Source organism: Candidatus Woesearchaeota archaeon (assembly GCA_030651375.1).
Taxonomy (GTDB): domain Archaea; phylum Nanobdellota; class Nanobdellia; order Woesearchaeales; family UBA12501; genus JAUSFM01.
In genome coordinates, this window is the sequence record JAUSFM010000003.1 from 162,680 (window position 1) to 188,072 (window position 25,393).

A 25,393-nucleotide genomic window follows, 5' to 3' on the forward strand; every position below is an offset into this window, starting at 1 on the left:
AATACTACGGCTTGAGAACGGCAGGGTTTTATATAGTTTACTGTTTTATAAAGCTACGAGCCTATTCTACTGATATCGCCTTGCCGCTCTCCAGAATGATATCAGCGATGATTTTGGGGAGTTCGGCAGTATCACCGGAGGTATAAGGCCCGTAAATCTCCAGATTTGGGCCAATAAATTTCGGCTGGTTTTCTCGGAACTGGAGCCGGATTTTTCTGAGGTCTTGGTCTTCATCGGCAGATGATGAACCGACTAAATCTCGGACAGGTGGAGCACTAGGAGAAACAGATGGGGAAGATGCAAGAGGCGCATCTGAAGGAATGGAAGAGGAGAAGGAAGAAGAAGTTGAAAGAGAAGGAGAAAAAACCGTCGAAGCAGAAGCAGCAAGCGAATTAATTGAAGAAAGCGAAGAATTGAGCGAAAAAGTATACTCATTATTCTCAAGATGTGACAGCACCTGCATTCGCTTCAGTTTGAGCACATCACACAAACTATCAAACAGCAGTTTCTCATGCTCAAGGAGCGTACTGACTTCAATGATGCTCTGCGGTGAAACCGTCTTGATGAGCGCCATGTTCATAAGTTTTCGTTCACGCCGCGCATAAATATCTTTAAGCAATTTTTTAATGTTCAATACCAGCGAACGATTGCGGTCGAGAACATCATCGGTCATTTCCGGCATGGTTTTTCTAAGATCTTTCATGTACGCAACGGCGCGCTCAAAGAAATCATGCTCAAGCTTTTGCAGCTCATCGCGATTTTTCTCGCGGCGATAGAGCTCAAAGAGTGTTTCGTAGGTAATGACTACCTCATTCGTTCGTGCCATGACTAACCCCCAGAACGAGGAAAACAGGGGGGTTTAAATTTTTTGTGAGAGTGCATAAGTATATAAAGCAGCAGGGGTTTTCCGACGACATGAAAACAAAAGCCGGCACTGCATCTGAAGCCCGCATCACGTTCAGAGACCTCCAATTTCACGAAGCAGACCATGGAGACCAAACAGCGATAAAAGTGACGCTGATGGATAATTTCTATTTCACCATCCCAAAAACCGAGCTTGATGCCATCGGACAATGGAGAATTGAAGAAAAAGCCCTCGTACTAACCGGCATATCTGATGAAAAAGCGCAGAAAAAAATGTCCTTTCTGATTGTAAAATATATCACCAACCTCAAAAGTTTTCTCAACCATCCGGCAACGTATGTCCACGCGCTGTCTGGCATTCCGCTCATGGGCACGCTGTTCTTCGGCATTGTTGACAAGGCAACTGACTTGATTGAAGTCAAGCCGCTTGCCGGCTGCAGCATGAATTGCATGTTCTGCTCGGTTGATGAAGGCCCGTTTTCAAAAAAAAGCCACGACTTTATCGTCGAGTGCGAGTACCTTGTTGACGAACTCCAGAAAATATTGGATTACAAAGAGCACAACAACATGCAGGTGTATATCAACCCACACGGCGAGCCACTCTTGTATCCGAGAATCGGGCTACTCGTGGAAAAAATAAGAAATATTCCGTGGGTGGGGAAAGTTATTATCATCACCAGCGGATTTCAGCTCAACCAACGACTTGTTGACGAGCTCGCCCATCCGAATGTCCAGCTCAATGTGTCGCTCTGCGCCATGGACCCTGAAAAAGCAAAAAAAATAGCAGGAATCCCCGCGTACAATCTGGCGAAACTGCTTGACGAAATCCGCTACGCCGCCAAAAAAATGGACGTCATGCTAACCCCAGTCATCATGCAAGGCATCAACGACGACCAGCTCGAGCCGCTGATTCAGTTCAGCAAAGAAGCCGGCTGTACTGCAATAAAAATGCAGAATTTTCTCACCAACAAGCGCGGCAGAAATCCAGTACAGGAACTGCCGTGGAACACGTTTGAAGAACAGCTGCGCGCGCTGGAAAAAAAATATGGCATCAGCCTGTTTTTTGAAATGCGAAAACTGCCGGAAACAAAAGAACTCCCGCGCCCATTTAAAAAAGGGCAGTCAGTCATTGCAAAAATTGCCTGCCAAGGCCGGTACAAAAATGAGTATGTTGCGGTGGCAGAAAACCGAAGCATTCTGGTACGAAATGATGATTTTAAGAACAGGGATGCCTCCACCGTGATTGGAAAAACAATGAAGATTAAAATCCAGCGCTCCAAACATAACCTTTTTATGGGAGAGGCGAACTGTTAGGTCATGATAGGCAGAAAAATAGGCGAGGTTCATGCATCTACCAACACAAACGTGTTGTGTGAAGTCGATGGTGCGGGATTAGTTTCGGCCAATATGAACCGGAACGAGCAAGAAACGGACTGTTAAGGAACTGTTTCGGTGCGGCGACACCGGCAAGTATTCAATCAGAGGCAAAAATTCGGCGCCGAATTTTTGCCGGGCGAGAAAAACAGAAAGTACGAACAGCATGGTTTCCTTGCCCCCATCTTGTCTGCAAAGTGCAACCCGTTTTAGTAAGGGCCGAGTTTGAAAATGCAAATAGGCGAACCAAAAAATAATGGCGACACCATGACAACAAAAAAACCGTCCATCCTCATCGGCTGTGTAACTTATTTCAAGCAGGCACCGGTACTTGACCTGCTGATTGAGTCGCTAAAAAAACTGGAAGGAAATGGAACCGGTTTTTTCGCCGATGTTCTTTTCGTCGACAACTCGCCAGGTGATGTTTATTTCAAATATCTGCAAAAAAAACTTGCCGATGCAAAACTTCGCAACAAGGCGATGGTCGCCTATGACGCGCCCGGCACCAAAAACAGAATCGACCGTATTATCACGGGAAGGAACATTATTCGCATGGAGTTTCTTAAGAACAAAGACTACACCCATCTTTTTTTCCTCGACACTGATGTTATTGTGCCGCCGGAAACCATCATCAAGCTTCTGGGCAATGACAAGCCGCTCGTTGCAGGACTGTACCTTGCCCGCCAGCAGCTTCCCAATGGCAAGACAGGAGTATTTCCTGTTGGCTGCGTCGCACACAGCCCGGGCAAAGTCCGTCAGCTCATGATTGATGAAATATGGGAGCCGAAGATTATTGAAGCAGCGGTGACCGGCCTCGGATGCGTCATCATCAGGCGCGACGTACTGGAAAAGGTTTTATTCAGAAACATCGGCGATACAACCACGGGCGGCGAGGACACGGCGTTTTACAGCGACGCGCGCAAAGCCCATTTCTTATTGTTCATTGACACGGCAATTAAGTGCGACCATTATTTCTACCCGCCGGACGATGAGCGAAACGCGCTCCTGATGTTCAGCAGATACCGGAAAAAAGGAGAACAAACCGACGTGTCGTATTCTTTTTCTTTTGGAATTAATGCGAAGTAGAAGCATTGAGTTCTTGTCTTTTGAGATTCAGAAGTTTTTTCTGTGGTGATGAAAACCAATCAAAGAAAAAGAAAGAATAAAAAAAAGAAAAAATAAAATTTTATTTTACAACCTTATGGCTGCGGAGCACTGACCATTATCTCGCCAGAAGCAGTGCCCGGTTGGACAACAACTTCTTTGCCGACAAGCTTGTCAGCGTAGCTCGAATATTCAGCCAGTACCTTGGTTGCGCGTCGGGTATCCGCTGCGCTCCATCCTGCAACGAGGAGTCCCATCTTGCCGCCCGCATGCTCATAGAGCTTGATGACAGCACTGCCTTCTTCAAGGCCGGACTCAGCGCCACACAGAGGCGTGTCTGATCCCATCCACTTGGCCGCGACACTGTTGATACAGGGTCCGCCAACCGCGACGATGTTCTGGCTTGTTTCTTGGCCAGCCACTTCGCTAGAGAGCTTTGCAGAGCCAACCGTGATTGGGTTGACTACAACTGCGCCGCCCTGCGTTGGACCTACACGTGAGGTCTGGGTTGAACCGATGGTCACGAATACATCTGCGCCTCTCTGGCTCAGCGGGTATTCAATGGTCAGGTCGTTTGCGTCATTCGTGCTGGACTCGTCAGTCTGCTCAAAGAAGCCACCGTACGTTGTCAGACCTTGGATAAGGTCTTCTTCGTCCAGCGTCTGCATCTTGAGGAGGTTCTGCTTGTTGCCGAGCACAGTTTTGTTGGCTGTGTCCTGGAACATCTGCGGCGACGGCACGACAAGGTTGACCTTGTTGCCCGTGTTTGCAAACAAGCTGAGGAAGACTACTTCATCAGCTGATCTTCCAGCGCTTCCTGCACCCATCAATCCAGAGCCGTCAAACTCAGTTGCCCGTGTTGTCAGGCTGACTGAAAAGTTGACACCGGTCGAAAAGTTTATCGAATAAAACCGGAAGAACGACTCACCGATACCACCAGATATGTTGGTCGAGTTTCTCCACGACCTCTGGAGCTCACGGAGCTTTGACTCGTTCAGGTCGCCCAGCGAGGTTGAAGCCCCGTCAGAGAAGGGGAACTGCCATCCCTGTTCTGCAAAACCACCGGTTCCGCCCGAGAGGTTACCCACCACGCCACCCGAGTCGTTAAAGACTTTGGTAACGTTGACACCACCAAGACGGAGAATACCGCCGCCATTTACGACGACATCAACCATCATAGCGTCTATGCGTGAGTCAGCGTTCTGGTCAATTGCCAGTGGGAACTTGCTGCTGCTTGCTGCACCAGCTTGGTTCTCGCCGTCGCTCACATACACGGTGTAGGTGTTACCACCAACGATAAGGGTTGATGCCCTACCGAGGATGCAGGTGTTGGCGAGGTTCGTCGTGATGTAGGAAAGCTGTCGCTGTCCTGTTGCATCATCCTGGAAGGTAATCTTCCGGTTTGATGTATCAACACTCTCATACGAAAGTATGTGAGTGAATGACGTCTCATCGCCTTGCCCATAGCCGATGCCACCGGCATCAGTCAAGACAAAGTAGTCGCCTTCGTCAACGTTGAACCAGTTTCCACAGGTGTCTGAGTTAGGCATTGACTGGTTTCCCACGCCCGAAAGGGACCTGAAGAAGCCGTTGATACCTTCCAACTCGAGACCGATGCCGTTCGTCTGGCCAAAGCCGACGTTGGTCTCGTTGATGTTACCTTCAACGAAAATCAGGTCGTCGTTATCGTCACCGTATTTCGGCGACGTTGTTTCAGTGTCTCCTGAGTTGTCGATGAAGGGTATGTCATATTCGAGTCCTTCACGGTTGGTGAACTGGAGGTCATATCCGTTGTCTCCCTTGGAGTTAAAGCGGACGATTGACACTCCCGTGTCCATCAGGCCTTCGTAGCGGATGTCCCAGTCGTCTGAGAGCATACCTTCAGGCTCGTCCAAGTATTCGCGCAATCCGTGTCCCGGGGCGATAAAGAGGTCGCCTTTCGGAGCGTCGGACTTCAGCTTGTACTGGATAGACTGCAGCTCAAAGGTGTCACTACTGTTAGTGTATGTGCCCTTGATCTTGACACGCGAGTCTTCAATATCCTCTTCGTGCACTTTTACGCCGCCGGGAACAAACGTGTCGTCGGTGAAGTTGCTGTCAGTGATTCTGACCTTGTTAGCGCCGAGGAAGAACTCCACGATGTCGCCGCCCGTCTCTTCATTTGCCTCGTTGGGCAAAAGGTCCCGGATGCCAATTTCAGTGCCATCACGGAGGACGTCGGTATCACCATCTTTGAGTTCGTCGGTAATTTCTCCGTTGACGGAGAATTTTGCGCTTTCCCGGTTGTCCGAGACAATAACCAGTGTTACTTCGTACTCTTTGCCGTCGATGGTGTATGTTCTTGTTTCTCCTTCTTCAAGGGTGTCGAGAACATCGCCGCCGAGCAGTTCGAGAGCAATAACAGGTGTTGTTATGTCAGTCTGGATTTCAGTGTTAACCACGGAAAAGACTTTGCCGAGGATATTGAGTTCCTCGTCTTCGAGGTCGTTCAGAATCTTCGTGCCGCTTGTTCCGCTGCGGAAGTTAACGTCAGACTTGACGCCTTCTTCAAATTCCAGTTCGTACTGGAACATGGTGTTTCCGTCAACAAATTTCAAGTAGTCGCCGACAACGTCGTCTTCGTCTTCTTCAAAGACAATCGCGCCGGAGTCAATATAGTCAGCGTTTGTTTTGTCCTGGAACGTCTGGAAGCGCAGGTACTGGTTGTAGTCCGTGCTGCCTTTGTCCGTGACAATGGTTCCGCCCTGGAGGCCGGCAAGGTCAAACTCGGTGAGTACTTCCTTAACCTGTCCAATGGCTTCCTGGATTTCAAGCATGTCGTTTGGTTCTGAAATGGAAACTGCGTCTCCACTTATAGAAACAGCGCCACCCTGTCCACCCGGCTGCGTAGGCGCCGCAAGCGGCTGGCCCAGTGCAAACTGGAGACTAGTTGCGATGTCGATAGAACCGACGACGTCTTCTGCTGCTGCTTTGTCACCGACAACGATGACACCGTCAAACTGGCCGTTCTTGATAAACGAACCCGGATAGTTGCTGAGATCAGCAGCCATTGCTCCGAGCATCGTCGCACCAATCATGGACATGCCGACGCCTAGTGCAGCTATTTTTTTAATAGCCTTTACTACCTTCATCTAAACACCTTCCCAGATTTCTCTGGTGTGATGGGCTATCCTTTGCTCTACCCTTCTATCTTTTTACCCTCTGATTCTTGATACCCCATTGATGCGGCTAAACACCAATAAGGTAATTCTTGAATATGATGACTCAGGCGCACAATGCCCAAACATCCGTAATCTGTTGGCTATACTTGAGCAGGAAATTTCTGTGTTTTTAAAGTTTGTGGACGCTGATGGTTTTCGGTTGGTTGATTCCATCTTATACACCTTTTATTGCTGTTTTATGGCCACTTGAGCATGTCATTATTGATGAGTGCTCATTAGTGGTTTGTGTTGGTAGTGTGTAGTTGGTAGCGGATGGTGGCGAGCAGTTATTTTTCCTGCACAGCCACATGGCCACAAACGACCAGCGACAAAGAACTACCAAGCGTGCATAATATAAATACCTTTCCTGGGAACAAAGCAGGGAAGAAAGGAGAATAAAGGCCCATTTGCGATTTTGTTTATTTTTAGGCGTCCGAACTATGAAATTGATTTTGCCAGTGTTTCAAGCTGCTGGCGAAGGATCGGCTCGAGCTCAAGCTTCAGCACTTGAGTACAATACGACCGCGCTTTCTCCGGTTGCTGTACCTGCACCAGCAAGTTGATGAGGTTAGTATAGAAGCTGACGGTGCCGGGGTATTGAGTGATAGCGGCTTCAAGCAATGTAATGGCCTTGTCGCCGTTGCCTGACAATAGATACGCAGTATAGAGGTTGTTGTACACCAGTTCAATGTATGTGTGCATACCTGCTTTTTCTGCCTCTGCCTTGGCCTTTTCGAGGATTTTAACCGCTTCTCCCGTCTTGGAGTCTTGGATCAGGCCAAAGCCGACCATGTTGAGAATTTCAGGGTCAGTAATATTGTTTCGCAGTGCAGTCACCAGAATTTGGAGGGCTGCCCGTGGCCGTGCCTGCTGAAACAGCAGCGCAGCAAGCAGCAGGTAGCTCGGGCGCAGGCCGGCGTTGAACTCGATGCTCGTGCGCAGCTGCTGTTCTGCCTCGTCGCGCTTTCCCGCTTTGAGCAGAAGGACGGCAATGCGATAATAGAGGGAGGTGTTCTTGCTAAGCATATGTTTGTGCTTGTGCTTCTCATCTGCGCCGGCTGCTTTCTGGAAAAACACCAGTGCCTGCTGATCCTCGCCGAGTTCCTCATGCATGCACGCGCGGTCAAAAAAAAGTTTCGGGTCATGCGGATGCTCACTGCACTGCTTTTCGAGAATGCTCAGGTACAGCCGATTTTTTGCAGTCTCCTGTTCCGGCAGTTCAGAAGGAAATGCATGGAAAAAAATGTCAGCGCCTGCAATTTGGGCTTTTTTTTCAAACAGCGCATCCTCAAGGGTCTCAAAAATTCGGTACTTGTAGCGGTATTTTTTATTTTTGAACAGCCGGATGTTCGGCACGTCAATAAATGATGTTGCGCCTTCGCCGCGCGTGGCAATCTGCTTTCCCAACGAAGAAAAATCGAGCTGTTTTCCTGCCTGTCGACGATACTGACGCCGGGTGAGGAGATATGCTTCCGGCCCATCGTAGCTAAGAATAGTGTGTACCTTTCGTGCGTCTTTCTCGGTGAGCACTTCATCCTGCTCGAGCATGAGCACCCACTGGCCCGATGCTTTGGTGAGCGCCTTGTTGCGCGCTGCTGCAAAATCAAGCTCGGAGTTGAGCTGGGGAAAATCAATGAGGTGGAGAGGAATGTTTTTGTTTGATTTTTCAAGTGAATCAGCATACGATTTCACGACGGCCTGCGTCGAATCGGTACTGCCAGTATCAACGACAATAAACTCGTTCGCCAATCCGCGAAGAGAATCAAGTGCATCCTCGATCGTTACTGCGCCGTTGCGGGTGATAACGCAGACAGTCAGAAGCGAAGAAGTAAGGGAAGATGTTTGCGCAGATACCGGTTGAGTGGGAGCCGATGCCAATTTTTTTGCCATTCTTGAAAAGAGGAAAGAAGGGTTTTATTAAGTTAATGGAAGAAGAGCAAGAAGAGGTACCGTGAGAGATTACAAATCAATAGATTAGAACAAATTATTTAACAAGAACCGCGTTAACCAATCCATCCTGACCCGGCCTGCTGGTGACTTTTGCGCGGCCTTTTTCCGTCTCAACAACGGCACCTTTGGTGATGATGTTTCGCCGGACAAAGTTTCGGTTTGCCGGATTATCAACGACAGACGTGATTTTGACTTTTGAGGATTTCTTGGTCTTTGGGTCAGTCAGGTTTGCATACGACGCAAAGGCACGTTTCAGCTTCACATCGCCGCCTTTGGTACGGAACTGTTTGAGCAGGTCAGCGCCGATGGATGTATTCGTCGGCAGGTTTCCCTTATGCATCAGCTTCCGTTTACGGAATGGAACGTACCGTGAGCCAGTTTTGCTCCGGTGCCCTTTTGAGTGATCAACGACCATATGCTACCTGAACCGCCCCACTTATTTATATGTTTTTCTAATTATGTTTACGTTTGCAGCGTGCGGTTTGCAACGGTGTACTCCAAACTGTAAACTCCGAACCCCAAACTAAAGCTTTATATATCAGCAGCCATCAAACCTGATTATTTACCTTTTTTGAGGGGTGTACTATGGAACAAGCACGACCGTTAGATGCATTAAACGACTCACGCGGAAAGCGCGTCATTGTCGAGTTAAAAAATGGAAAGCAATTCGTTGGCAAGCTCAAGGCATTTGATGTTCACATCAATGTTGTTCTGACTGAAGCCGAGGAAAAGTCCGGTGAGGAACTGCTCAGAAAAGTGGGCACGGTCTTCATCCGCGGCGACACGATCACCGTATTGTTCCCGGCATAACATAACGTCGGGATACATAAATAGGCGAAACGATGACCAAAGGAACCGCATCCAAAGGAAAGCATTCTGGAAAGAAGACTCATATCTACTGTCGGCGCTGCGGCGGCCACAGCTACCACAAACGCCATAAAATCTGCGCGAAGTGCGGCTTTGGAAAAACTCCGCGGCAACGAAGTTATAGCTGGCAGAAGAAGTGAAGTATGGGAAATATTGATGATCTTGTTCCGAACTACCGTGAAGGAGATTTTCGGGGTGAACGTCCGTTTCGAGAAGAATTTCGAGGCCTGGTATATCACTTAACGTATCCTGTTATTGAAGTTGAAAGAGAGATGTTGTTCTGGACAAATCAAGGGTACCGAGTTGGAATCATCTATGGATTCATGACTGAAAAAGGTCCGGCATCATCTTTTAATGTGTATGGTGATATTCCTGTATGGGCGCAGGATAAATTAAAGCAGAGTGGCGTCACTGTTACTTTGAAAAAACCTCGCGGAGAATTTGAACGGATATAGATTAGGCAAAGATTACGCAATTTTTTATACACGACAGAAAAAGGAATAGTTCGAATTTTATCGTTCTGTGTTCGTCATCCGTGTCCATGCGCTCTCGTAGCGCTCGGTGCTCTGAACCGGAGCAATTCTCTGCGCGTTATCAATTAAAAAACCAGGTGGTTGACTAACGCCGTCACGGAACACAAGTGTTCCACTTTGAGGATCGTACGCGCGAAGCACATGGCCAGCTGCTTGCGCACTTTCAACAAGTTCGTTGACTGGTGCATCAGCTTTCGGCTGAAGAAGATAATCATTTTCGCGAACAAAGGGGCCAACAAGGCGACGAGCATGCTGGCGCAACGGAGCTGTTTTTCCCTGATCAAAATAAACGAGTCTCCGTTTCTCGTCGTACGACACGCGTGTTTCCGTACCACAATCAATGATTGCAGTTGTGTAGGAACGAAGACGCTGGAATTGTGCATGAGTCAAATAGGTTGAATCAAGGCGGAAGAGAAGTGGATCACGAACTGAGAGGGATGACAATGAGCCTTCACTTTGTGTTGCAAGCTCTGAAGCAAATGTTTGACCTTCAGATCTGCTGGACTCGGTCAAGTGAAGAATCAAAGTAGGGTGATAGTGTATTGCGGGATCACGCGTTGGTTCAAGAAAGGACTCTTCAAATGCATCGACAGATGATATAGGGCGTTGGGGCGAACTGGTAGGAACTGAAAATCCAAGAATCGTGCCGGAAATGTCGTCAGTCAAAGGAGATGTACCTGCTGAAGGCTTTGATTCTTTTTTTGGTTCTTGAAATGCTTTCCAAAACGCATCAAGAGAACCATAGCGCCCTTCTTCGGCCATTTTTGTTACCAGTGCGCTGGTATGGTCAAGATCTGCCCGAACAGCTTGTGCAACTACTCCTGCTGCTTCAGCGCGTTGGCGTTCACGTTCGTCGTCATATTCTTTAAAAATGGGACCAACAAGTGCATCAACACGTGCGTATAGCTCGGCATCACTTCGGGGTAAACGGTCAGTTCTCATTCTCTCAGCACTCACAAGCTCCATATAACGCCTCTTTTTTAGTAAAACCTCTTATTTTTGTTGGTAATTTATAAACATTTCGGTTTCGGCGGACAAAATTTAAATAAAACAACGAGAACAAGAAAGTATGACGTCGAATTTCTCCACGCTCCATTTCGGCACTGCAGGCATGCCCAGCAGCACGAACAAAACCAGCGGATTCAACACGGCAAACGGCATTCGCCGCGTCAAGGAACTTGGATTGGGATGTATGGAGCTGGAATTTGTGCGCAGCGTCAACATCAGCAAAGAACGCGCGCCTGAAGTGAGAAACGCAGCGCAGGAAACCGGCGTTGCGCTAACGTGCCACGGCCAGTATTTTATCAATCTCAATTCGATTGACGCAGCGAAACAAAAAGCGAGCGTTGAGCGCGTGCTGAACGCTGCCCGAATTGCGAGTTTGTGCGGCGCGTGGAGCATGTGCTTCCACGCCGGATTTTTTCTGGGGCAGGAACCGGCAAAGGTGCATGAAAAAATAAAAAAAACAATGAAAGACATTGTCGCAACGCTCAAGGACGAAGGCCACACGCTCTGGATTCGCCCGGAAACAACCGGCAAGCCAACCCAATTTGGCAGTATTTACGAGCTCGTGCAGTTGAGCACCGAACTGGAACAAGTTCTTCCGTGCATTGACTTTGCCCACCTGCACGCGCGCGAAGGAAAACTGAACACACGCAGTGAATGGGAAGAAGTTCTTGCGCTGATTGAAAAAAAACTCGGCAAAGAGGCGTTGAAACAGATGCACATCCATCTGAACGGGATTGTGTATGGGCCAAAAGGGGAAAAGCATCACGTCAATCTGGATGATCCCGCGTCAGATTTCAAGTACAAAGAGCTTCTTGGCGTGCTAAAAGAGTATAAAGTCGCCGGCACGGTGACGTGTGAGAGCCCTGACACGCAAGGCGACGCGCTGATTTTGAAGAATACGTATGAGAAATGCTAAAAAGAAGATAGATAGTTTCTCCAAAAAAAAGAAAAGATAAAAAATAAATAGTTTAATGGTACGGATATTCTGGCTGTGAAAGCTCAGATTCGCTCATTTCGGGAATCTCTTCGATCACCGGCGGCTCTATCCGAACTTGCTGCTCTTCCCGGGGGAAATCCAGACCACGATGCACCAAGTGAATGGTCGCCTTTTGCGGCTGGAATATCTCCCGTAGGTACTTCATAGCTCGCTCGACATCAAACGTTTTGCACGAGAACATGTCGATGAAGACGTAGTTTTTCTCCGGGAACGTGTGGATGCTGATATGTGATTCAGCAATCACCACAAACCCAGTGACTCCCCAGTCTTCAGGTAGTTTTCCCTCCTTGTATTCCATACAAAAGGGGGGAATGAGCTTAGTCATACCCATGGTGGAAGGAAGCTCGTCGAGAATGTCGTAGACGAGTTTAAGGCTCGTTAACTTCTCTCTCGCACACCCCGACAGGTCAAGTGTCAGGTGAGGTCCAAATGCTTCGTTCATGTCACCTTCCTTCTTTGTTTTTGTTGTAAATTTTGATGTTTGGGTTGTTTGCATTTTCGTGAAAGTCCGTGAAAGACTTTTAGTACTCTGTATGAAAACTTATTTTTAAATCTTACGGTTTTGAAGGTTGTGACGAAGTCTCTATGCGGCATTTATCGACGACAAAACCATTTTTTTAAAATTTCGGAGTTTCTCGGAAAATTTCCGGGAAAAAACCGGCAAAAAGTTTCTAAAAAAATATCGACGACAAAATCAGGCGGTTGCGGGGAGCGTGGAGCAGGCTGCCGGAAAAAAGGGCAAAAAGTGCCGCGCCGGCGGTGTTTCGCAAACCAGCGCTGAACCGACCGGCGAATGTTTTGTTTTTGTTTTTTTAGGGAAAAAAGTGGCTGAAAGAAAAAAATTCCTTAAAAAATCATGAAAAGAAGGAAAAATATTAAAAAATCTTACTTCAGCTCTTTGTCAACGGCTTTTTTGAAGCTGGCGAACGTCTTTTTCATCCGGCCAAGCGCTTCAATCACTGCTTTTCGCGGTGTTTTTCCGCTTGAAGTGTCAATCGTGAACTGCGGCACGCCAATAAGCGGATGGGCAATGGCGTATGTTGCAGCCTTGATGTCTTTGTCGTTGTGTAATTCTTCTTTGAGAAGGTTGCAGAATGTATGATCCTCACCCTTGAGGTCAAAAATAAGGCGAGTTTTGGTTTCTTCAACGACAACGAGCTCCATGAAGCACCAAAAGAACGCTGGTTATTTATAAATCTTTGGGTGAGGAAAAGAGTAAGAAAGTGTTATCCTAACGTCTTCTGCTTCTTCTCCAGCCGCCAGCAGCCCACCTTTATGTGGTGCATACGGTGCTTGTGGAACAAGTGCTCCATCTTGAGCGGGAAATCAAATTCGTAGTAATGCGTAATGGAAAAGCCGTTGTCTTCGCTGATTTGTGCGATAAATGTTTTGCTGGTGGTCTTGTGAAAGGTATAAATGAGGGGTGCCGTTTCAAACGCTTTCATCAGAAAGTCGCGGTCAGCGTGCTTTTTCTTGGTCCCGAATGGGGGGTTTTGAATGACGACGTCTGCTTTCTCGGCAAAGGCAGCAACGTCAGTGTGATGAATGGAATGTGACGCAGGAGGAAACGGATACAGAGCAAGGTTCTGCCGAAGCGTTTCAAGTGCTTTTTCATCGCTGTCGACGAAAAGAACATGAGACGCGTTCATCAGCAAGGTGCCGATGCCCAGAATGCCGGTGCCGCAGCCAAGGTCGGCAATGCGTTTTCCTTCGATGTCGCCTTTGAAGCTGGCGTCCCAGAGCACTTCAGCGCCTGTTTCCGAGTCCATGGGGTACTGCTCGGCGGCAAGGCTCGGATCCTCAAAAACGGCAAGTTTTGACAACGCAACCGCCAGCCTGGTTTTTGAGGAGATTGTCGGCAGCACTGCCGGCACGTCTCCGAGGGTTATTTGCTTGTCGTCCATGTATCCCCGAAGGGCACTGATGTATTTAAAGTAGGCGGTAGCAAGTATCTTGGTTTGTTTCCGATGCCCTTGCCCCCAAAACCGCACCAGTATACGCTTTTATGGCATTTTTACCTCTCAAAATAATGCTTACACGCACGAATAGTTACACAACTATTTAAAGGAAAACATGCCAGAATAGGATTTGTGGGAAGTATCGGAAACAGCGGAAATGGTTTCCGGCGACGACCGAAACAACAGCGAAACACCAGAAAAACAGCGATGCTCCATGACAACAAACAATATAAACCGCAACAACCCGCAGAATTGTAGGGAAATGGGGTGGGTAGTATGATTGACGCATTTGCTTCTTTACAGTATGAGCTGTCAAAAGTCAAAGACGATATCAATTCTGAAGTGCAGCTGCTGAAAGAAGAATGCGAAGACCACCTCGACGCCATCAACCAGAACACTGAAGAGATCGGAGAAGTCCAAACGTCAGTTGCAGTGGTTGAAGAGAAGATAGAAAAGCTTAACGCACGCATTGACAACATCCATATGATGTTCAACCAGCTCCTCTGGCAGACAAAAATCAGCATTGAACTCGACACCAACGAGCAAATTCTCTTCCAGCTTCTCTGCGGCTACAACGATTTTGTCACCGACACGTTCGTCACAGAAAAAACACAGCTTAATGAAACAATCATGCGCGAAACAATCACCTCGCTTATCGACAAGGGAATACCTGTGGTTATGAAGGCAGTTGGGGGAAGGGTATTCCTTCGCTTAGACGCAGAGTTCAGGAAACTCCAGCGCAAGAACAAGATGGTCAAGGTCAATGCCGCGGTTTGCCGAAGGTTTGATAACCGACCATTGGAAGCGTTTGTGAAGAAGGAGATTATGCAGTAAGAACCATTTTTTTCTTTGTTTCTTTTCTTTTTCCGCAACGTTTAAATACCAGCCGCTGACTCGGATAGTTAACCAACCATGACCGCAACCTTCTACAAAGGCGGACTGCGCATTAAGGAACAGCATGAGATTATCCTCGATGTATTCAGGATTCCAAAGAGCGAGCCCTTCCTTGACGGCAGCAGAAAAATGTTTTACGTCAAGGCCATGTTTCTCGTACTCTTTTTGATGGGCATGAAATTTTTGTTTGGCGTGTTCCTTCCCAGTGCAATAAATATAATTGCGCTCGTCATCGGTGCTCCGCTGATTGTGCTGCTTGCCATACACGTGCTTGAAAAATTCAACGAACAGGTTAAGCAGACTGGCATCCTTGCATTGCCGCAGTATTACCTTATTATTCTCGGGCTCATGGCGCTGTCCGGAGTGAGCTATGTCTTTTTTAGTTAGGCTGCTCGGCATCGTTGACCTCATTGCAGTCATTGCCATACTTGCCGGCTCATTTCTTCCCCAGAAATTTGTTATCTACTCAGCTGGCTACCTGATTGCCAAGGGCGGCTTTTTTGGCATGGCCGGCAGCCTCATCAGCTGGCTTGATGTGGTGTGTGGAATTTTTATTATTCTGCTGGCGTTTGGCATTTCATTCAAAATAGTAAATCTTTTGATGCTCGCATTTCTGATTCAGAAAGCGCTGTTGAGCTTTGTTTAGAGCCATTTTTTCTTCTTGAAATAGAGCATCATGCAAAAAGCTATCGTTATCATAATGCCAACGACGACAAAATAGCTGTATTTCCATTCGAGTTCGGGAAAGTGCCTAAAATTCATGCCATAAATACCGGTAATCCAGGTGATGGGAATAAATATGGTGCCAATAACGGTGAGAAATTTCATGACTTCATTGAGCTTGTTGCTCGTGCTTGACAAATAGACGTCGATCATGCCGCCCATCACGTCGCGCTGGGTTTCAATCGTGTCAATGAGTTGGATAGTATGATCGTAGACGTCGCGTAGATAGGGCATAGTTTGTTTTTTGATAAGTCCTGAGCCGAGACGCTCAAGTCCGAGTATAACTTCACGAAGTGGCCATAATGATTTTCGTATTTTGATGGTCTGTCGCTTTAATTCATGAATGGAGCGGAGTGTATCGGCAGTTGGATTTACGAGCAGTGTTTCCTCGATGGTTTCAATGCGCTCGCTAATTTTTTCCAGAACGATAAAATAGTGGTCAACGATGGCGTCAATGAGTGAGTAGGCAAGAAAGTCAGGGCCGTTTTCACGCACGGATGCTTTTCCCTGTCGGATGCGATTGCGAATAAGATCAAAAACATCAGCGTCGTCAGATTTTTCCTGAAAGGTAAAAATATAATTCGGACCGATAATAATGCTGACTTGTTCTTCAACCAATTGATGCGTACTATGATGCACATAAATCATTTTCAGCACGATAAAAAGGTGATTGCCATAATCATCCATTTTCAGGCGTTGATCAGTATTCATGACATCTTCCAGAAGAAGCGGATGAAATCCAAAGTGTTTACCAAAGGTTTCGATAAGCGTCTTGTCGTGCACCCCGTCAACATTAATCCACGTAACGGTTGATGTTTTTTTGAATTTGACGCATTCCTCAACCGATGACACGACCTTTTCTTGAAAGGCATGTTTGTTGTAATCAAAAATAGTAATTTTTGGCGTGTGAAACCGCTGTGTGCCAACATGCACGAGCGTACCGGGGGGCATGCCTACCTTTTGAGAACGCTTCGCTAATGACATAGGCACCTCTTTTTGTTGATTATTCGTTTTTGGTATTTTTAAATGTTTAGAATTAGTTTTTAGGTGACAAGCGCCGAATCATAAAATAATCATGCCCCCGCCGGGATTTGAACCCGGGTTTTCGGATTGAAAATCCGAAGTGATTGGCCGGACTACACTACAGGGGCGTTTTTATTTTGATTGTTGATGTTTTGTTTTTAATGTTTTTGCTCAGTGGGCTCCGAATGCAATGAGGAGCCCGCTCACACTCCCGCAAGAGGGTTGAACCACACTACAGAGGCTTAACGAATAAGAGGATGATTCTGAGGTTTCTTTATAAAGATTTTTGTTTTCGCTCTCTCAACGCCTGATTGTTTCGAAGCTATACCTTTATTAACTTTTAGCTATTTTGTATGCACCATGCCCTCGAAAATATCAGTCAGAAGCGCACTCCGGAGATCCGGCTTGTTTGACACGGCGGATGACATGAAGCACGCCCTAAAACAGCGACGTGTCTGTTACAACAACAAGCCTGTGCCGAATCTAGGGTATCTATTTTCCCCGAAGAAAGGGCTTGTGGTTGATGGAAAACCAATTGTGCTGGCAGAAAAAAAATATTTTGTGCTCAACAAGCCCGTCAACACGTCCTGCCAGAAAAATGAGCAGTACAAATATGTGGTTGACTTCATTGAAGTTGATGAGCAAACAAAAAAGACGCTGTTTCCCGTCGGACGGCTTGATGTGCCGACTACAGGATTGATCATCATAACGAATGACGGCGATTTTGCCATTAAGTTACTCAATCCAAAAAAAGAAATTATCAAAAGATACAAAGTGCTGGCCAATAAGCTGCTCACCGATTTAATGGTTTCATTGCTGGAAAAAGGCGTGATGATTTCTGTCGATGAAAAACCATACACGACAAAACCGGCAGCTGTTGAGAAAATTGACAACAACAACTGTTTTGTCTCAATCACTGAAGGAAAATATCGCCAGATACGCAAGATGTTTGAGGCAGTGGGCAATAGAGTGATGGCACTCTGTCGTGTAGAGATTGGAAAATTAAAACTCGTCGACCTTGGAATTGAAGAAGGACAGTATAAAGAAATAAAAAAAGAAGATGTTCTTTAACTACAGCGGTGTTGCTGCGTTCGTTCGATAATTACCCTCGTGTGAAATGCCCAGTTGAGTGTATCCACGCAAAGCATCAGGTTTCCGAAGCGCAGAAGATGGGCGCAAATCATACTCTCGTTTGAGTCGCTCAAGGTCTTCTCCAGTAAAGAACGGTTGATCGTCAACCATCGTGGGAGTGATACCACCCGGCTGTGCGGTTATAGCAGCATATGCTTTTCTCAGCGATGCCTGAGCAATATGATGCCCATTTCTGTTTACCGCATCATACAAAAATGCGTCTGCATTCACTAATCCTTCAAGCGGAGCTTTTCCGCTGGTTTCATTTCCATTCTGTCCGTTCTCAGTCATATGCAAAACCTCCGTTCTTAAAATAAAAGTGGGCCTGAGGGGATTTGAACCCCCGACCTCCGGCTGTCTTAGGACATTCGTTGTACCGAAGTCGGTCTTATAAGACCGGTGCTATATCCAAGCTAAGCTACAGGCCCGATGCGGGTTTTTCATCAAAAGAAGGTATATAAAGGTTGTTGTCACGATAGAAAAAAGAGCATAAAATTTAAATAAGTTATTAGCATCCATCGTACCAAGAGCTTGTGGAGGCTGAGACTATGGTGTGCTACTCGGGATTGAAACCATACGAAAGACAGGGAATGGAAGAGTTGGCAAAAGAACGACATGCTGCAGGATTACCATTGCACCTTGTGGTGCCAGAACATATGAAAGCAGGAACAGCACCAATGCTGAGAAGTATTGATGCACTTGCAGAAAGAGCAGAACCTGTTCCTCGACATTCTCAAACTGTTGTGCAACCAACACAACTGATATATGAAGGAAGAGGAACGGAAACGACTCCAGAGCGCACTCCTTATTTTTCTTGATTTTTGATTGAAAAAAGACATGGCGGCGCTGGGATATTCACCCATGCACATAGTGATTGCATGAAGTTTGAACCCAGATAACCGTTAGGTATCGAGGAACTCAACCTCGTGCACTACCAAGTTATGCTACGCCGCCATGAGCGTGAACGAAAAGTATTTATACAACTTTGATTCGGTACTGTCGGAACTCACCTCGTGCATCGCGTTATGCGACGCCGTTTTTTTCTTTTATTTTTTTCTTTCTTTAAGATGGTCTTCTTAATATGCCTTCCTCAAAAAAATTCGGAAGATTTTCGGCGAGTTCGAAAGCTTTCCGCCTGCAGCGGAATATATTCGGAAAACAAATATTTTTTCGGAAGATTTCCGGCGCAGCCGGAACACAAGAAAAAGTATCGTCGTCAACGCCTTATTTTTGACAGAACACATTAACCCACGGCTTTTCAGAGCGAGTGATTGAGAGGAGTGTGAAACCGGTATTTGTGAGTAGTTGTTTCATTTCATCTTCAGCATACAACACATAGCGTTTTTTGATACCGGGAATCGTTTTGCTTTCTTGATAGATTTCGCCGGTGCCTTCTTTAAAGGAGAGAAAGAAAACGCCTCCGGACACCAGAATTCGATGCGCTTCTTGAAGTGTTTTTACCCCTTCTGTTTTTCCCATGTGCACGATGCCGCCGCAGCACCACACGCCATCGAAAGATGTGTTTGAAAAAGAAAGGTGGCGAATGTCGGCGTTGACAAAAGATGCTTTCGAACACAGACGCTTTGCATAATTAAGTAATTCTTCTGACAAATCAACGCCCGTAACTGAAAAACCGCGCTCGACAAAGTGGCGCACGTCTCGTCCTGCGCCGCAGCCAAGATCGATGATGCGATTTCCTGGAAGATAAGAAATAAATGAATCCCAAAGAGGCGTTAAATCAAATTTGTTTGTGGTTTCAGCAAATACAGCCGCAGAGTCGTTGTACACGTCAATTGTTTCGTTGAGAATGGATTCTTCGGACATGGTGCAGGAGAAAAACAACTGATATTTAATGGTGATGATAACAAACAATATAAACCTCCACCAACAGAATAAAATTCATGTCTCTCTCTCCCATCCTCTTCGGCATCCTTACTATGGTAGCGTGGGGCTGCGCTGATTTCTTCGCAAAAAAGGGCGTCGACAAAGTCGGTCCCTACCAAACTTTTTTCTGGAATTATGTTTTTAGTGTCGTCGGATATATCGTGCTTTTTTCCTTGTTTCCGCAAAAAGTGGTATGGTCACCAAACTTGCTCGGCTTGTTTCTTATCGGCGGCATCGTGACATTCTTTGGCTACATCTTTTTTTACCAAGGGCTGCAACAAGGGTTTGTTTCAATCATGTCGCCCATTGTGGCCTGCAACCTGCTTGTTGTCGTCGGATTGAGTGTTATCTTCCTGAATGAGTCAGTAACCAACAATCACTGGCTTGGCATCATCGTCGCCATGATTGGGCTGGTTGTCGTATCATGGCCCAAGAAATTTTCTGCGGGCATCCAGAAAGGCATCCCGCACGCGTTCATATCGCTCATCCTCTGGGGCTTGTGCATTTTTATCATGGGCACCATCGCAAAAATGATTGGCTGGTTCAGCACCGCGGTGTTCTTTCGGCTGGCAACGTTCGCGTTGTTTATTTTTATGATTCCCCAGTACAAGAAAATACTCCCATTTCCAAAAAAAGCATGGAAACCGATTCTTTTTGTTGCGGTGCTTGAGATGGTTGGGGCAATGAGTTTCAACAAAGGCGCAACATTGGGATTGATGAGTATTGTGGGGCCGATTGCATCGCTGTTTCCCGCTGTGACGCTCGTTCTTGCGCGCGTATTTCTGAAAGAACATCTTACTTTCTTACAGAAGGGGGGCATTGCAATAATTCTTGTCGGGCTGGTGCTGTTGTCGGTTTGATTTAATTATTTAATTCAGCTCCAGAATATCCAGCCGTTTGGTCGCATCGTATGAAGTGTAGTGGTCTTCGATGCACTGCGCAAAACCGGACGGGTTATCAAGGGAATGGTGATTTCCAGTAGTGTCAACAAGGCAGATGCCTTCACGGCGGCAGTGAAGCATACCGATAGGGAATGAATGAGAACGGGAATGGGGATTGTAAAATGATTGATCGGTAATACGCGCGTGTTCTCGTGCTGCTTCAATACGTTCCTTGTCAAACATATCATCGGCTCGAGGGAGGATAGAATAGGTATCACCAATACGCAAATGTAAAGCCGGGCCCTCTTCAGCATGAATAGACAAACCATCTTGGTTCTTATGAATAAGATAGGGAAGCCATCCCTTGTCAATACAGGCTTGAATAATCGTTTTATAGTCAGGAACGCAGAGACATTCAGGAGTAAGCTGGTCAAAATGGTCGGCAAGATCAGACAATCTGAAATCCGTGAGTTTTGGAACAAACACATACGAAATTGCATCCAGCGAACCGTGAACCAGCTCGATACGGCCGAAACGGGCAAGCATGTCGCGGGCATGGTTCAGCGAATCAGTACTGTATTGAAGGGTAAAAGGTGCTGATTCATCTGTTGGAACAACCAACATGCGATACGCTTCAATTCCTTCAGGAGTTTTAGAAGCAACTATTGACGCAAATGTGTCGGCGATGGTATCGTTATATGCAAGCGCATGTGACGAATCTGATTCACGGGAAAAAACCAGTGGCCGTTGCATGAAACGCTGCAATGTCCGAGAAAGAGAACGAAACGGATCAGGAATATAGCGCCGGCTGTCAAACTCAAAGTTTACCACAACACTCTCATCAGGAGCAAGCGTTTTTCCTTGAAAGGTTGCAAGCATATCTTCCAGCAATTCAACCGATGACTCAGCACGAATCATTTGGCAAAAAAAGAAAAAGGAGTATTTAAGGATTGTGTTATTTCAAACTCTAATTGACGATGCTCGGTTTAGGGCGGGAAGGAAGAGCGGTTGAATCGTAGCTCGACCAATGGCCGCTATCGATGCAGGAAAGAAATGAAGAATATGGTGTTGCTTTGGAAGGGTTTTCATGCGGTTCAAAAACCAGAAACTGGCGAGTAAGAGAAAATCCTGATGGAGCGAAACCATGCGGCACACCAGAACAGGAAACAGCGTGAAAGGTCTGGCCGGTTTCATTCGCATGCATTCGCGCAGCCATGATGTGAGCCGCGCTTGTTGGATCGGTACACGTAGGAACAATTGAATATTTCTCTCCAACAAGAAGATGCTGTGCAGGGCCGCTTTTGGAATAAATGCGATTTTCGCGGAGTTGATATAGATTCCATCCGCGCTCGGCACACGCGGCGATAAGTTCAGATGATGAAGGCGCGACACGGACCGCTGGAGGCAAGCGATCAAAATGATGCATAACAGACGTATGGGTGGCACTATGAAGCCGAGGAATGGTTTGATACGCAACAGAATCAATATGCTGCTCTTGTTGCGCAATTAACAGACTGCCAAGCACCTCGAAAAGCTCATCTTTGTTTGGTGCAGCGTACTGAAGGCCTGATTTTCCGTCAGGAGAACGTGAAACCAAACGATACCCAGACCAGAGATGTCCAGAGGCGTCACGAACAAGGCAAGACGAGATAGCCATGTCGTGCACCAGACCGGAATCAATGAAAATACCATCAAAAAGCAACGAACGTTCGCCCCGTGCTACTGCTTCAGCGACACGGTCAGCTAACTGATCACTGCCTTTTACCGCAAGATGTTTGACAAAGGGAATCATAACAGACTCTTGAGGAGCAGAACATTCAATATTGAGAAGAATACCCTGCTCGGGCGAAACCTGCTCTTGGTCAATTCGCTGGATGAGGTCAACGATTTGGTTTTTGTCCATAGCACGGTCGCGGGAAGAGAGGGTATTTAAACTTTTCTTCTTTGAGAGTAACATTTATATACAAAAACAGCCTTCCAAAAAGTATGGAAAAACAACACATCAAAGCAGAGGATATCTTGCAGAAAATCAACCAGAAAGAATCAGAAACCAACAAAGGAAAAATAGTGGCTATCGAAACGGAAAGTGAAGACTATTTTGTTGGTTCATCTGAGATTGATGCATACCACAAAGCGGTAAAGAAATATCCCAAAAAACAGTTTGTTTTCAAGAGAATTGGTTTTCCCGCAACCCATTTTGTTGGTGCGTTGGAATGAAAGGGTTTTTTCAGTTTGGTAATCCAATCATCATGCTTCTTGTTGGAAAGAAAAACCTGAAAATACTCCTTGATACTGGTTTTAATGGCGAACTTATGATTCCCCAGAAGATTATTGACGAGCTGCATCTTGAACAGATTGGCATTTCAGATTATGTGACTGCGAGTGGTGAAGCCGAAGAAACGAAAGTGTATAAATGTTCTATTGATTTTTTTGACGGAAAGAAGGAAGTTGCCGTGTTAGGAACACAGGCGTCTTTTGCCTTAGCAGGCATGGAGTTGTTTCACGAATGTGAGATACTCATCGAACGCCATAAGAACAGGGTTGAAATCAGAAAAACAGGGTAGGCTCGACCAAAACGGCCTCTCCGATGTCGGGGCGCTGCGCGCAAATACGAAGTACAAAAATGCGCCAGCCGGGATTCGAACCCGGATCATAGCCTTGGCAAGGCCATATCCTAACCGTTAGACTACTGGCGCGGTTTGCTTTTCAAGAACGCCATTGTTTTATATAGTTTATGGTCAATAACAATCTTTTTATTCTCGTCGAGAACAAAAACAGCCATGGACAACGGCTGCGCCCTCTGCGCTGCACAACAGGAAGACTATCGGCTCGTCTATAAAGATAAGCACTGCTTCTGCATCGCCAACATCGAGCCGCTGAACCACGGCCATTTTATGGTGCTGCCGACGAGGCATGTTTCTGAACTCGGCTCGTTGACTGCTGAAGAGGTCCATGCAATCCACCAGCTGTTTCACCGCCTTGAAACGGCAGTCAAGAAGGAGTACGGCCACGACGCGCTCATCGCTTTGAACCGGGGTTCTAACACGAGCCAAGACCATATCCATTATCACATCCTGCCGGTTCCCCATGCGTTCAGAAAGGTGGTCAGCCGGTCAGAGGGCCTTCCTGAACGGGTACGGGGAACGGCCGACCAGCTTTCGGCGATGCGGGATAGACTTGTAAAACACCTTTAAAACAGGCTTATAGAGCTTATAACGCCAAACAATCAACATAACCACCACCAAGTGACGAATAGATAGAAAGGTTTATATAGAAGCGGCGCTTTCATACCTTTAGAAACCATTAAATAGCTCTTACAGTAACCAAAAACGAGGAAACACAATGCCAGAACCTGATGCACACGCCGGACCTAATGTTCTTGATTATCTTGTAGAGGAAGCACTCACCCCAGAATTAAAAGCACAATTTACCAGATTAGGGGAAGACTGGCTTGACATGGACAAACAGAGCCGAGTCACGACTGAATTAGGCGAACGGCTGAATAGAGCATACGAACATACCGCTCACGGAATGGCTGGACTTCATGAAGGAAAAGACTACGCTGAAGATTTCGGAAAGGAGTCATTCAAAGTTGCAAAACGATTGTTTGAAAACGACAAAACAGATTATATTCACGACCGCAAACAAGCGAAGGAAACTGTAACCAAATTTATGCTTAATATTCTTCATGAGATGGGAACATCAACTGCCCACGCAATTGCTCACACGTATGACCATACTGAAGGCAGCAGAACAGACGAAGAACGATTTGAATACCTCAAAACTGCATTTAATAGTGAACTGGGTGTAGGCGGACGAGGCGATGATGATGAAGGAAGTGTTAACATCGACGGCCTCATTGCGAGAATGACCGGATCGCACCGCGCAAAACAAACCCTTTTGGATGCTGCAACAAAATTAAAAAGCAAATATGCAGGTGTTGTTGCGAGCAAAAAACTTAATAGTGTGGTTACTGAAGGTAAGAAAGCCGCGTATAAAGCATTCGTTGAAGAACTTGCTGGAACCCAAAACTTGCACCCATCACATGCAAAAACGGCATTTCACGAAACGCCACAATGGGCGGGCATCCATAGCGACTTGTATAACTTTGTGACATATCAGCAGCCGTACCAAGTCGCGCACAAATTAGGTATGGAACCCGGCCACGGCCACAACTAAATAATTTTTTATCTTTTCTCTTCATTTCTTTAAAGCTAGTAAGAACACTATCCTGCTCCATGCTATAACCGGCAGGAACAAAAATAAAAACAACACCAGCGGCAGCCATAAAGCGACAGCGAGCGAATTCTTGACGAGCCACAAGGCAAGGTAGATTTTGAAGAGGATAAGCACAAATAGAGGAAACAGTGGAAAGAATTGTTTATACGCAACAACAAACGTTTTTTTAACCATCTTCAGCAGCGGCATGGTAAGCAAGCAGTACGACACAAAACCAAGATAGGTAAGTATGCCAAACACCGCGCCGAAAAAGACTTGAATAATCGTCTGCAGCACGGGAAAGACATTCATCAGCTGATATGATGATACTTTTACTGCAAGAATGAGTGTTAATAGGAAAATAACTGACCAGCCGAGTGTCGTGAGAAAAAAGCGACCATAGAACGGCCGCCATGCACCTTTTTTTCTAGCGATGGCGTAGCTCTTTTTCCATGCAACGCCCTGAAAAATAATCCACAACGCAACGCCAGCAAGAATCAATATCGAAAAGAGTTTGATAACTTCAGCGAACTGGATAATGAACGTGGTGAGCGGGAACTTTGACAAAAATTCCTGCGCCGCTTCCTGCCCGCTGCCCGTCGGTGTGCCGGCCATGGCAAGCAGCTGGGAAATGCTCAAAAAAAGAGTTGACAGCTGTTCCTGCAGGAGATAAAAAACGCCGGTGAACGAGAGGAAGAAGAGAAGGTCGGAGAGCATAATCAGCAGAGCTGATTTTTTGTTGTGCCACAATTTTTTATACGCCCCAAGGCAGTTTTGTATCATA

General features: G+C 46.5%; 31 protein-coding genes and 4 tRNA genes. 17 read left to right on the top strand and 18 right to left on the bottom strand.

Going from position 1 to position 25,393, the window contains the following annotated elements; translation table 11 throughout:
* Positions 1–61: 61 nt before the first annotated feature.
* Positions 62–826 carry a hypothetical protein gene (locus Q7R76_00875; GenBank protein ID MDO8642132.1) on the bottom strand — a complete coding sequence of 255 codons (765 nt, stop codon included), beginning with the start codon at positions 824–826 and terminating at the stop codon, positions 62–64.
* A gap of 89 nt (positions 827–915) precedes the next feature.
* Here Q7R76_00875 and Q7R76_00880 point away from each other — a divergent pair, with 89 nt between their 5' ends.
* Together Q7R76_00880 and Q7R76_00885 are read left to right on the top strand one after the other, a co-directional pair.
* Positions 916–2,178: a radical SAM protein gene (locus Q7R76_00880; GenBank protein MDO8642133.1), complete on the top strand. Its 1,263-nt coding sequence runs from the start codon at positions 916–918 to the stop codon at positions 2,176–2,178.
* A gap of 327 nt (positions 2,179–2,505) precedes the next feature.
* Positions 2,506–3,324 carry a hypothetical protein gene (locus tag Q7R76_00885; GenBank protein ID MDO8642134.1) on the top strand — a complete coding sequence of 273 codons (819 nt, stop codon included), beginning with the start codon at positions 2,506–2,508 and terminating at the stop codon, positions 3,322–3,324.
* Positions 3,325–3,437: 113 nt separating this feature from the next.
* On the opposite strand, the gene Q7R76_00890 is transcribed toward Q7R76_00885, so the two are convergent.
* The 3 genes from Q7R76_00890 to Q7R76_00900 form a co-directional block, all read right to left on the bottom strand.
* Positions 3,438–6,473: an S-layer protein gene (locus Q7R76_00890; GenBank protein ID MDO8642135.1), complete on the bottom strand. Its 3,036-nt coding sequence runs from the start codon at positions 6,471–6,473 to the stop codon at positions 3,438–3,440.
* 507 nt (positions 6,474–6,980) lie between these two features.
* A complete protein-coding gene (locus Q7R76_00895; protein MDO8642136.1) occupies positions 6,981–8,432 on the bottom strand; it encodes a glycosyltransferase in 1,452 nt (483 codons plus the stop codon).
* A gap of 94 nt (positions 8,433–8,526) precedes the next feature.
* Positions 8,527–8,907 carry a 30S ribosomal protein S8e gene (locus tag Q7R76_00900; protein MDO8642137.1) on the bottom strand — a complete coding sequence of 127 codons (381 nt, stop codon included), beginning with the start codon at positions 8,905–8,907 and terminating at the stop codon, positions 8,527–8,529.
* A gap of 170 nt (positions 8,908–9,077) precedes the next feature.
* On the opposite strand from Q7R76_00900, the gene Q7R76_00905 reads away from it, so the two are divergent.
* From Q7R76_00905 to Q7R76_00915, 3 genes are read left to right on the top strand one after another with little or no spacing between them, the layout of a single operon-like run.
* Entirely contained in the window at positions 9,078–9,302 is a 225-nt protein-coding gene (locus Q7R76_00905) for an LSm family protein (protein MDO8642138.1), read from the top strand.
* Positions 9,303–9,334: 32 nt separating this feature from the next.
* Complete coding sequence (locus Q7R76_00910) at positions 9,335–9,499, top strand: 50S ribosomal protein L37e (protein ID MDO8642139.1); 165 nt, start codon at positions 9,335–9,337, stop codon at positions 9,497–9,499.
* A 3-nt stretch (positions 9,500–9,502) separates the two neighbouring features.
* A complete protein-coding gene (locus tag Q7R76_00915) occupies positions 9,503–9,814 on the top strand; it encodes a hypothetical protein (GenBank protein ID MDO8642140.1) in 312 nt (103 codons plus the stop codon).
* Between the two features lie 57 nt (positions 9,815–9,871).
* Here the strand turns inward: Q7R76_00915 and Q7R76_00920 are convergent, their stop codons facing one another.
* Positions 9,872–10,858 carry a hypothetical protein gene (locus tag Q7R76_00920; GenBank protein ID MDO8642141.1) on the bottom strand — a complete coding sequence of 329 codons (987 nt, stop codon included), beginning with the start codon at positions 10,856–10,858 and terminating at the stop codon, positions 9,872–9,874.
* A gap of 103 nt (positions 10,859–10,961) precedes the next feature.
* Between Q7R76_00920 and Q7R76_00925 the strand changes: the two genes are divergently transcribed.
* The gene (locus Q7R76_00925; GenBank protein ID MDO8642142.1) at positions 10,962–11,816 is read left to right on the top strand and encodes a TIM barrel protein; all 855 of its coding nucleotides are present in this window, start codon (positions 10,962–10,964) and stop codon (positions 11,814–11,816) included.
* Positions 11,817–11,868: 52 nt separating this feature from the next.
* Here the strand turns inward: Q7R76_00925 and speD are convergent, their stop codons facing one another.
* The 3 genes from speD to Q7R76_00940 all read right to left on the bottom strand — a co-directional run bounded on the left by speD (position 11,869) and on the right by Q7R76_00940 (position 13,801).
* Entirely contained in the window at positions 11,869–12,393 is a 525-nt protein-coding gene (speD, locus tag Q7R76_00930; GenBank protein ID MDO8642143.1) for an adenosylmethionine decarboxylase, read from the bottom strand.
* A gap of 389 nt (positions 12,394–12,782) precedes the next feature.
* On the bottom strand, positions 12,783–13,061 hold the full coding sequence (locus Q7R76_00935; GenBank protein ID MDO8642144.1) for a DNA-directed RNA polymerase subunit L: 279 nt from the start codon (positions 13,059–13,061) through the stop codon (positions 12,783–12,785).
* A gap of 62 nt (positions 13,062–13,123) precedes the next feature.
* Positions 13,124–13,801: an METTL5 family protein gene (locus Q7R76_00940; protein ID MDO8642145.1), complete on the bottom strand. Its 678-nt coding sequence runs from the start codon at positions 13,799–13,801 to the stop codon at positions 13,124–13,126.
* 186 nt (positions 13,802–13,987) lie between these two features.
* Here Q7R76_00940 and Q7R76_00945 point away from each other — a divergent pair, with 186 nt between their 5' ends.
* The 4 genes from Q7R76_00945 to Q7R76_00960 all read left to right on the top strand — a co-directional run bounded on the left by Q7R76_00945 (position 13,988) and on the right by Q7R76_00960 (position 15,395).
* Positions 13,988–14,113: a hypothetical protein gene (locus Q7R76_00945; GenBank protein ID MDO8642146.1), complete on the top strand. Its 126-nt coding sequence runs from the start codon at positions 13,988–13,990 to the stop codon at positions 14,111–14,113.
* Between the two features lie 18 nt (positions 14,114–14,131).
* Positions 14,132–14,689 (top strand): hypothetical protein, encoded by a 558-nt coding sequence (locus Q7R76_00950; protein MDO8642147.1) that lies wholly within the window; start codon positions 14,132–14,134, stop codon positions 14,687–14,689.
* Between the two features lie 78 nt (positions 14,690–14,767).
* On the top strand, positions 14,768–15,136 hold the full coding sequence (locus tag Q7R76_00955) for a hypothetical protein (protein ID MDO8642148.1): 369 nt from the start codon (positions 14,768–14,770) through the stop codon (positions 15,134–15,136).
* The gene (locus Q7R76_00960) at positions 15,120–15,395 is read left to right on the top strand and encodes a hypothetical protein (protein ID MDO8642149.1); all 276 of its coding nucleotides are present in this window, start codon (positions 15,120–15,122) and stop codon (positions 15,393–15,395) included. The genes Q7R76_00955 and Q7R76_00960 overlap by 17 nt, the downstream gene beginning before the upstream one ends.
* Here Q7R76_00960 and corA read toward each other — a convergent pair.
* Together corA and Q7R76_00970 are read right to left on the bottom strand one after the other, a co-directional pair.
* The gene (gene corA / locus Q7R76_00965; protein ID MDO8642150.1) at positions 15,392–16,456 is read right to left on the bottom strand and encodes a magnesium/cobalt transporter CorA; all 1,065 of its coding nucleotides are present in this window, start codon (positions 16,454–16,456) and stop codon (positions 15,392–15,394) included. The two genes, Q7R76_00960 and corA, sit on opposite strands and share 4 nt — an antisense overlap.
* 92 nt (positions 16,457–16,548) lie before the next feature.
* Positions 16,549–16,623: transfer RNA gene (locus Q7R76_00970), tRNA-Glu, on the bottom strand.
* Between the two features lie 232 nt (positions 16,624–16,855).
* Between Q7R76_00970 and Q7R76_00975 the strand changes: the two genes are divergently transcribed.
* Positions 16,856–17,566, top strand: coding sequence for a pseudouridine synthase (locus Q7R76_00975; protein MDO8642151.1), 711 nt, complete (start codon positions 16,856–16,858; stop codon positions 17,564–17,566).
* Here the strand turns inward: Q7R76_00975 and Q7R76_00980 are convergent, their stop codons facing one another.
* Complete coding sequence (locus tag Q7R76_00980) at positions 17,567–17,917, bottom strand: hypothetical protein (GenBank protein ID MDO8642152.1); 351 nt, start codon at positions 17,915–17,917, stop codon at positions 17,567–17,569. It lies immediately after the preceding gene.
* A 29-nt stretch (positions 17,918–17,946) separates the two neighbouring features.
* A tRNA-Ile gene (locus Q7R76_00985) sits at positions 17,947–18,054 on the bottom strand.
* A gap of 120 nt (positions 18,055–18,174) precedes the next feature.
* Here Q7R76_00985 and Q7R76_00990 point away from each other — a divergent pair.
* The gene (locus tag Q7R76_00990) at positions 18,175–18,444 is read left to right on the top strand and encodes a hypothetical protein (protein MDO8642153.1); all 270 of its coding nucleotides are present in this window, start codon (positions 18,175–18,177) and stop codon (positions 18,442–18,444) included.
* Positions 18,445–18,464: 20 nt separating this feature from the next.
* On the opposite strand, the gene Q7R76_00995 is transcribed toward Q7R76_00990, so the two are convergent.
* Both Q7R76_00995 and Q7R76_01000 read right to left on the bottom strand, forming a co-directional pair.
* Positions 18,465–18,580: transfer RNA gene (locus Q7R76_00995), tRNA-Leu, on the bottom strand.
* Between the two features lie 270 nt (positions 18,581–18,850).
* On the bottom strand, positions 18,851–19,450 hold the full coding sequence (locus tag Q7R76_01000) for a class I SAM-dependent methyltransferase (GenBank protein MDO8642154.1): 600 nt from the start codon (positions 19,448–19,450) through the stop codon (positions 18,851–18,853).
* Positions 19,451–19,527: 77 nt separating this feature from the next.
* Between Q7R76_01000 and Q7R76_01005 the strand changes: the two genes are divergently transcribed.
* Positions 19,528–20,370, top strand: a complete 843-nt coding sequence (locus Q7R76_01005) for a DMT family transporter (GenBank protein ID MDO8642155.1) — start codon at positions 19,528–19,530, stop codon at positions 20,368–20,370.
* Between the two features lie 9 nt (positions 20,371–20,379).
* Here the strand turns inward: Q7R76_01005 and Q7R76_01010 are convergent, their stop codons facing one another.
* Positions 20,380–21,309 (bottom strand): hypothetical protein, encoded by a 930-nt coding sequence (locus tag Q7R76_01010; GenBank protein MDO8642156.1) that lies wholly within the window; start codon positions 21,307–21,309, stop codon positions 20,380–20,382.
* A 49-nt stretch (positions 21,310–21,358) separates the two neighbouring features.
* Positions 21,359–22,294, bottom strand: coding sequence for a hypothetical protein (locus tag Q7R76_01015; GenBank protein MDO8642157.1), 936 nt, complete (start codon positions 22,292–22,294; stop codon positions 21,359–21,361).
* 83 nt (positions 22,295–22,377) lie between these two features.
* Between Q7R76_01015 and Q7R76_01020 the strand changes: the two genes are divergently transcribed.
* Together Q7R76_01020 and Q7R76_01025 are read left to right on the top strand one after the other, a co-directional pair.
* The gene (locus tag Q7R76_01020; protein ID MDO8642158.1) at positions 22,378–22,608 is read left to right on the top strand and encodes a hypothetical protein; all 231 of its coding nucleotides are present in this window, start codon (positions 22,378–22,380) and stop codon (positions 22,606–22,608) included.
* Positions 22,605–22,955: a hypothetical protein gene (locus Q7R76_01025; protein MDO8642159.1), complete on the top strand. Its 351-nt coding sequence runs from the start codon at positions 22,605–22,607 to the stop codon at positions 22,953–22,955. Before Q7R76_01020 ends, Q7R76_01025 begins: the two co-directional genes overlap by 4 nt.
* A gap of 60 nt (positions 22,956–23,015) precedes the next feature.
* Here Q7R76_01025 and Q7R76_01030 read toward each other — a convergent pair.
* A tRNA-Gly gene (locus Q7R76_01030) sits at positions 23,016–23,087 on the bottom strand.
* Positions 23,088–23,171: 84 nt separating this feature from the next.
* Between Q7R76_01030 and Q7R76_01035 the strand changes: the two genes are divergently transcribed.
* Both Q7R76_01035 and Q7R76_01040 read left to right on the top strand, forming a co-directional pair.
* Positions 23,172–23,585 carry an HIT domain-containing protein gene (locus Q7R76_01035; protein MDO8642160.1) on the top strand — a complete coding sequence of 138 codons (414 nt, stop codon included), beginning with the start codon at positions 23,172–23,174 and terminating at the stop codon, positions 23,583–23,585.
* A 148-nt stretch (positions 23,586–23,733) separates the two neighbouring features.
* On the top strand, positions 23,734–24,570 hold the full coding sequence (locus Q7R76_01040) for a hypothetical protein (protein MDO8642161.1): 837 nt from the start codon (positions 23,734–23,736) through the stop codon (positions 24,568–24,570).
* 21 nt (positions 24,571–24,591) lie between these two features.
* On the opposite strand, the gene Q7R76_01045 is transcribed toward Q7R76_01040, so the two are convergent.
* Positions 24,592–25,392, bottom strand: a complete 801-nt coding sequence (locus tag Q7R76_01045; protein MDO8642162.1) for a hypothetical protein — start codon at positions 25,390–25,392, stop codon at positions 24,592–24,594.
* Between the last annotated feature and the right edge of the window lies 1 nt (position 25,393).

Excerpts from the sequence above, each read along its gene's own strand:
- Q7R76_00875 (MDO8642132.1), bottom strand. The coding sequence starts at position 826 with ATGGCACGAACGAATGAGGTAGTCATTACCTACGAAACACTCTTTGAG.
- Q7R76_00880 (MDO8642133.1), top strand. The coding sequence starts at position 916 with ATGAAAACAAAAGCCGGCACTGCATCTGAAGCCCGCATCACGTTCAGA.
- Q7R76_00885 (MDO8642134.1), top strand. The coding sequence starts at position 2,506 with ATGACAACAAAAAAACCGTCCATCCTCATCGGCTGTGTAACTTATTTC.
- Q7R76_00890 (MDO8642135.1), bottom strand. The coding sequence starts at position 6,473 with ATGAAGGTAGTAAAGGCTATTAAAAAAATAGCTGCACTAGGCGTCGGC.
- Q7R76_00895 (MDO8642136.1), bottom strand. The coding sequence starts at position 8,432 with ATGGCAAAAAAATTGGCATCGGCTCCCACTCAACCGGTATCTGCGCAA.
- Q7R76_00900 (MDO8642137.1), bottom strand. The coding sequence starts at position 8,907 with ATGGTCGTTGATCACTCAAAAGGGCACCGGAGCAAAACTGGCTCACGG.
- Q7R76_00905 (MDO8642138.1), top strand. The coding sequence starts at position 9,078 with ATGGAACAAGCACGACCGTTAGATGCATTAAACGACTCACGCGGAAAG.
- Q7R76_00910 (MDO8642139.1), top strand. The coding sequence starts at position 9,335 with ATGACCAAAGGAACCGCATCCAAAGGAAAGCATTCTGGAAAGAAGACT.
- Q7R76_00915 (MDO8642140.1), top strand. The coding sequence starts at position 9,503 with ATGGGAAATATTGATGATCTTGTTCCGAACTACCGTGAAGGAGATTTT.
- Q7R76_00920 (MDO8642141.1), bottom strand. The coding sequence starts at position 10,858 with ATGGAGCTTGTGAGTGCTGAGAGAATGAGAACTGACCGTTTACCCCGA.
- Q7R76_00925 (MDO8642142.1), top strand. The coding sequence starts at position 10,962 with ATGACGTCGAATTTCTCCACGCTCCATTTCGGCACTGCAGGCATGCCC.
- speD (MDO8642143.1), bottom strand. The coding sequence starts at position 12,393 with ATGCAAACAACCCAAACATCAAAATTTACAACAAAAACAAAGAAGGAA.
- Q7R76_00935 (MDO8642144.1), bottom strand. The coding sequence starts at position 13,061 with ATGGAGCTCGTTGTCGTTGAAGAAACCAAAACTCGCCTTATTTTTGAC.
- Q7R76_00940 (MDO8642145.1), bottom strand. The coding sequence starts at position 13,801 with ATGGACGACAAGCAAATAACCCTCGGAGACGTGCCGGCAGTGCTGCCG.
- Q7R76_00950 (MDO8642147.1), top strand. The coding sequence starts at position 14,132 with ATGATTGACGCATTTGCTTCTTTACAGTATGAGCTGTCAAAAGTCAAA.
- Q7R76_00955 (MDO8642148.1), top strand. The coding sequence starts at position 14,768 with ATGACCGCAACCTTCTACAAAGGCGGACTGCGCATTAAGGAACAGCAT.
- Q7R76_00960 (MDO8642149.1), top strand. The coding sequence starts at position 15,120 with ATGTCTTTTTTAGTTAGGCTGCTCGGCATCGTTGACCTCATTGCAGTC.
- corA (MDO8642150.1), bottom strand. The coding sequence starts at position 16,456 with ATGTCATTAGCGAAGCGTTCTCAAAAGGTAGGCATGCCCCCCGGTACG.
- Q7R76_00975 (MDO8642151.1), top strand. The coding sequence starts at position 16,856 with ATGCCCTCGAAAATATCAGTCAGAAGCGCACTCCGGAGATCCGGCTTG.
- Q7R76_00980 (MDO8642152.1), bottom strand. The coding sequence starts at position 17,917 with ATGACTGAGAACGGACAGAATGGAAATGAAACCAGCGGAAAAGCTCCG.
- Q7R76_00990 (MDO8642153.1), top strand. The coding sequence starts at position 18,175 with ATGGTGTGCTACTCGGGATTGAAACCATACGAAAGACAGGGAATGGAA.
- Q7R76_01000 (MDO8642154.1), bottom strand. The coding sequence starts at position 19,450 with ATGTCCGAAGAATCCATTCTCAACGAAACAATTGACGTGTACAACGAC.
- Q7R76_01005 (MDO8642155.1), top strand. The coding sequence starts at position 19,528 with ATGTCTCTCTCTCCCATCCTCTTCGGCATCCTTACTATGGTAGCGTGG.
- Q7R76_01010 (MDO8642156.1), bottom strand. The coding sequence starts at position 21,309 with ATGATTCGTGCTGAGTCATCGGTTGAATTGCTGGAAGATATGCTTGCA.
- Q7R76_01015 (MDO8642157.1), bottom strand. The coding sequence starts at position 22,294 with ATGGACAAAAACCAAATCGTTGACCTCATCCAGCGAATTGACCAAGAG.
- Q7R76_01020 (MDO8642158.1), top strand. The coding sequence starts at position 22,378 with ATGGAAAAACAACACATCAAAGCAGAGGATATCTTGCAGAAAATCAAC.
- Q7R76_01025 (MDO8642159.1), top strand. The coding sequence starts at position 22,605 with ATGAAAGGGTTTTTTCAGTTTGGTAATCCAATCATCATGCTTCTTGTT.
- Q7R76_01035 (MDO8642160.1), top strand. The coding sequence starts at position 23,172 with ATGGACAACGGCTGCGCCCTCTGCGCTGCACAACAGGAAGACTATCGG.
- Q7R76_01040 (MDO8642161.1), top strand. The coding sequence starts at position 23,734 with ATGCCAGAACCTGATGCACACGCCGGACCTAATGTTCTTGATTATCTT.
- Q7R76_01045 (MDO8642162.1), bottom strand. The coding sequence starts at position 25,392 with ATGATACAAAACTGCCTTGGGGCGTATAAAAAATTGTGGCACAACAAA.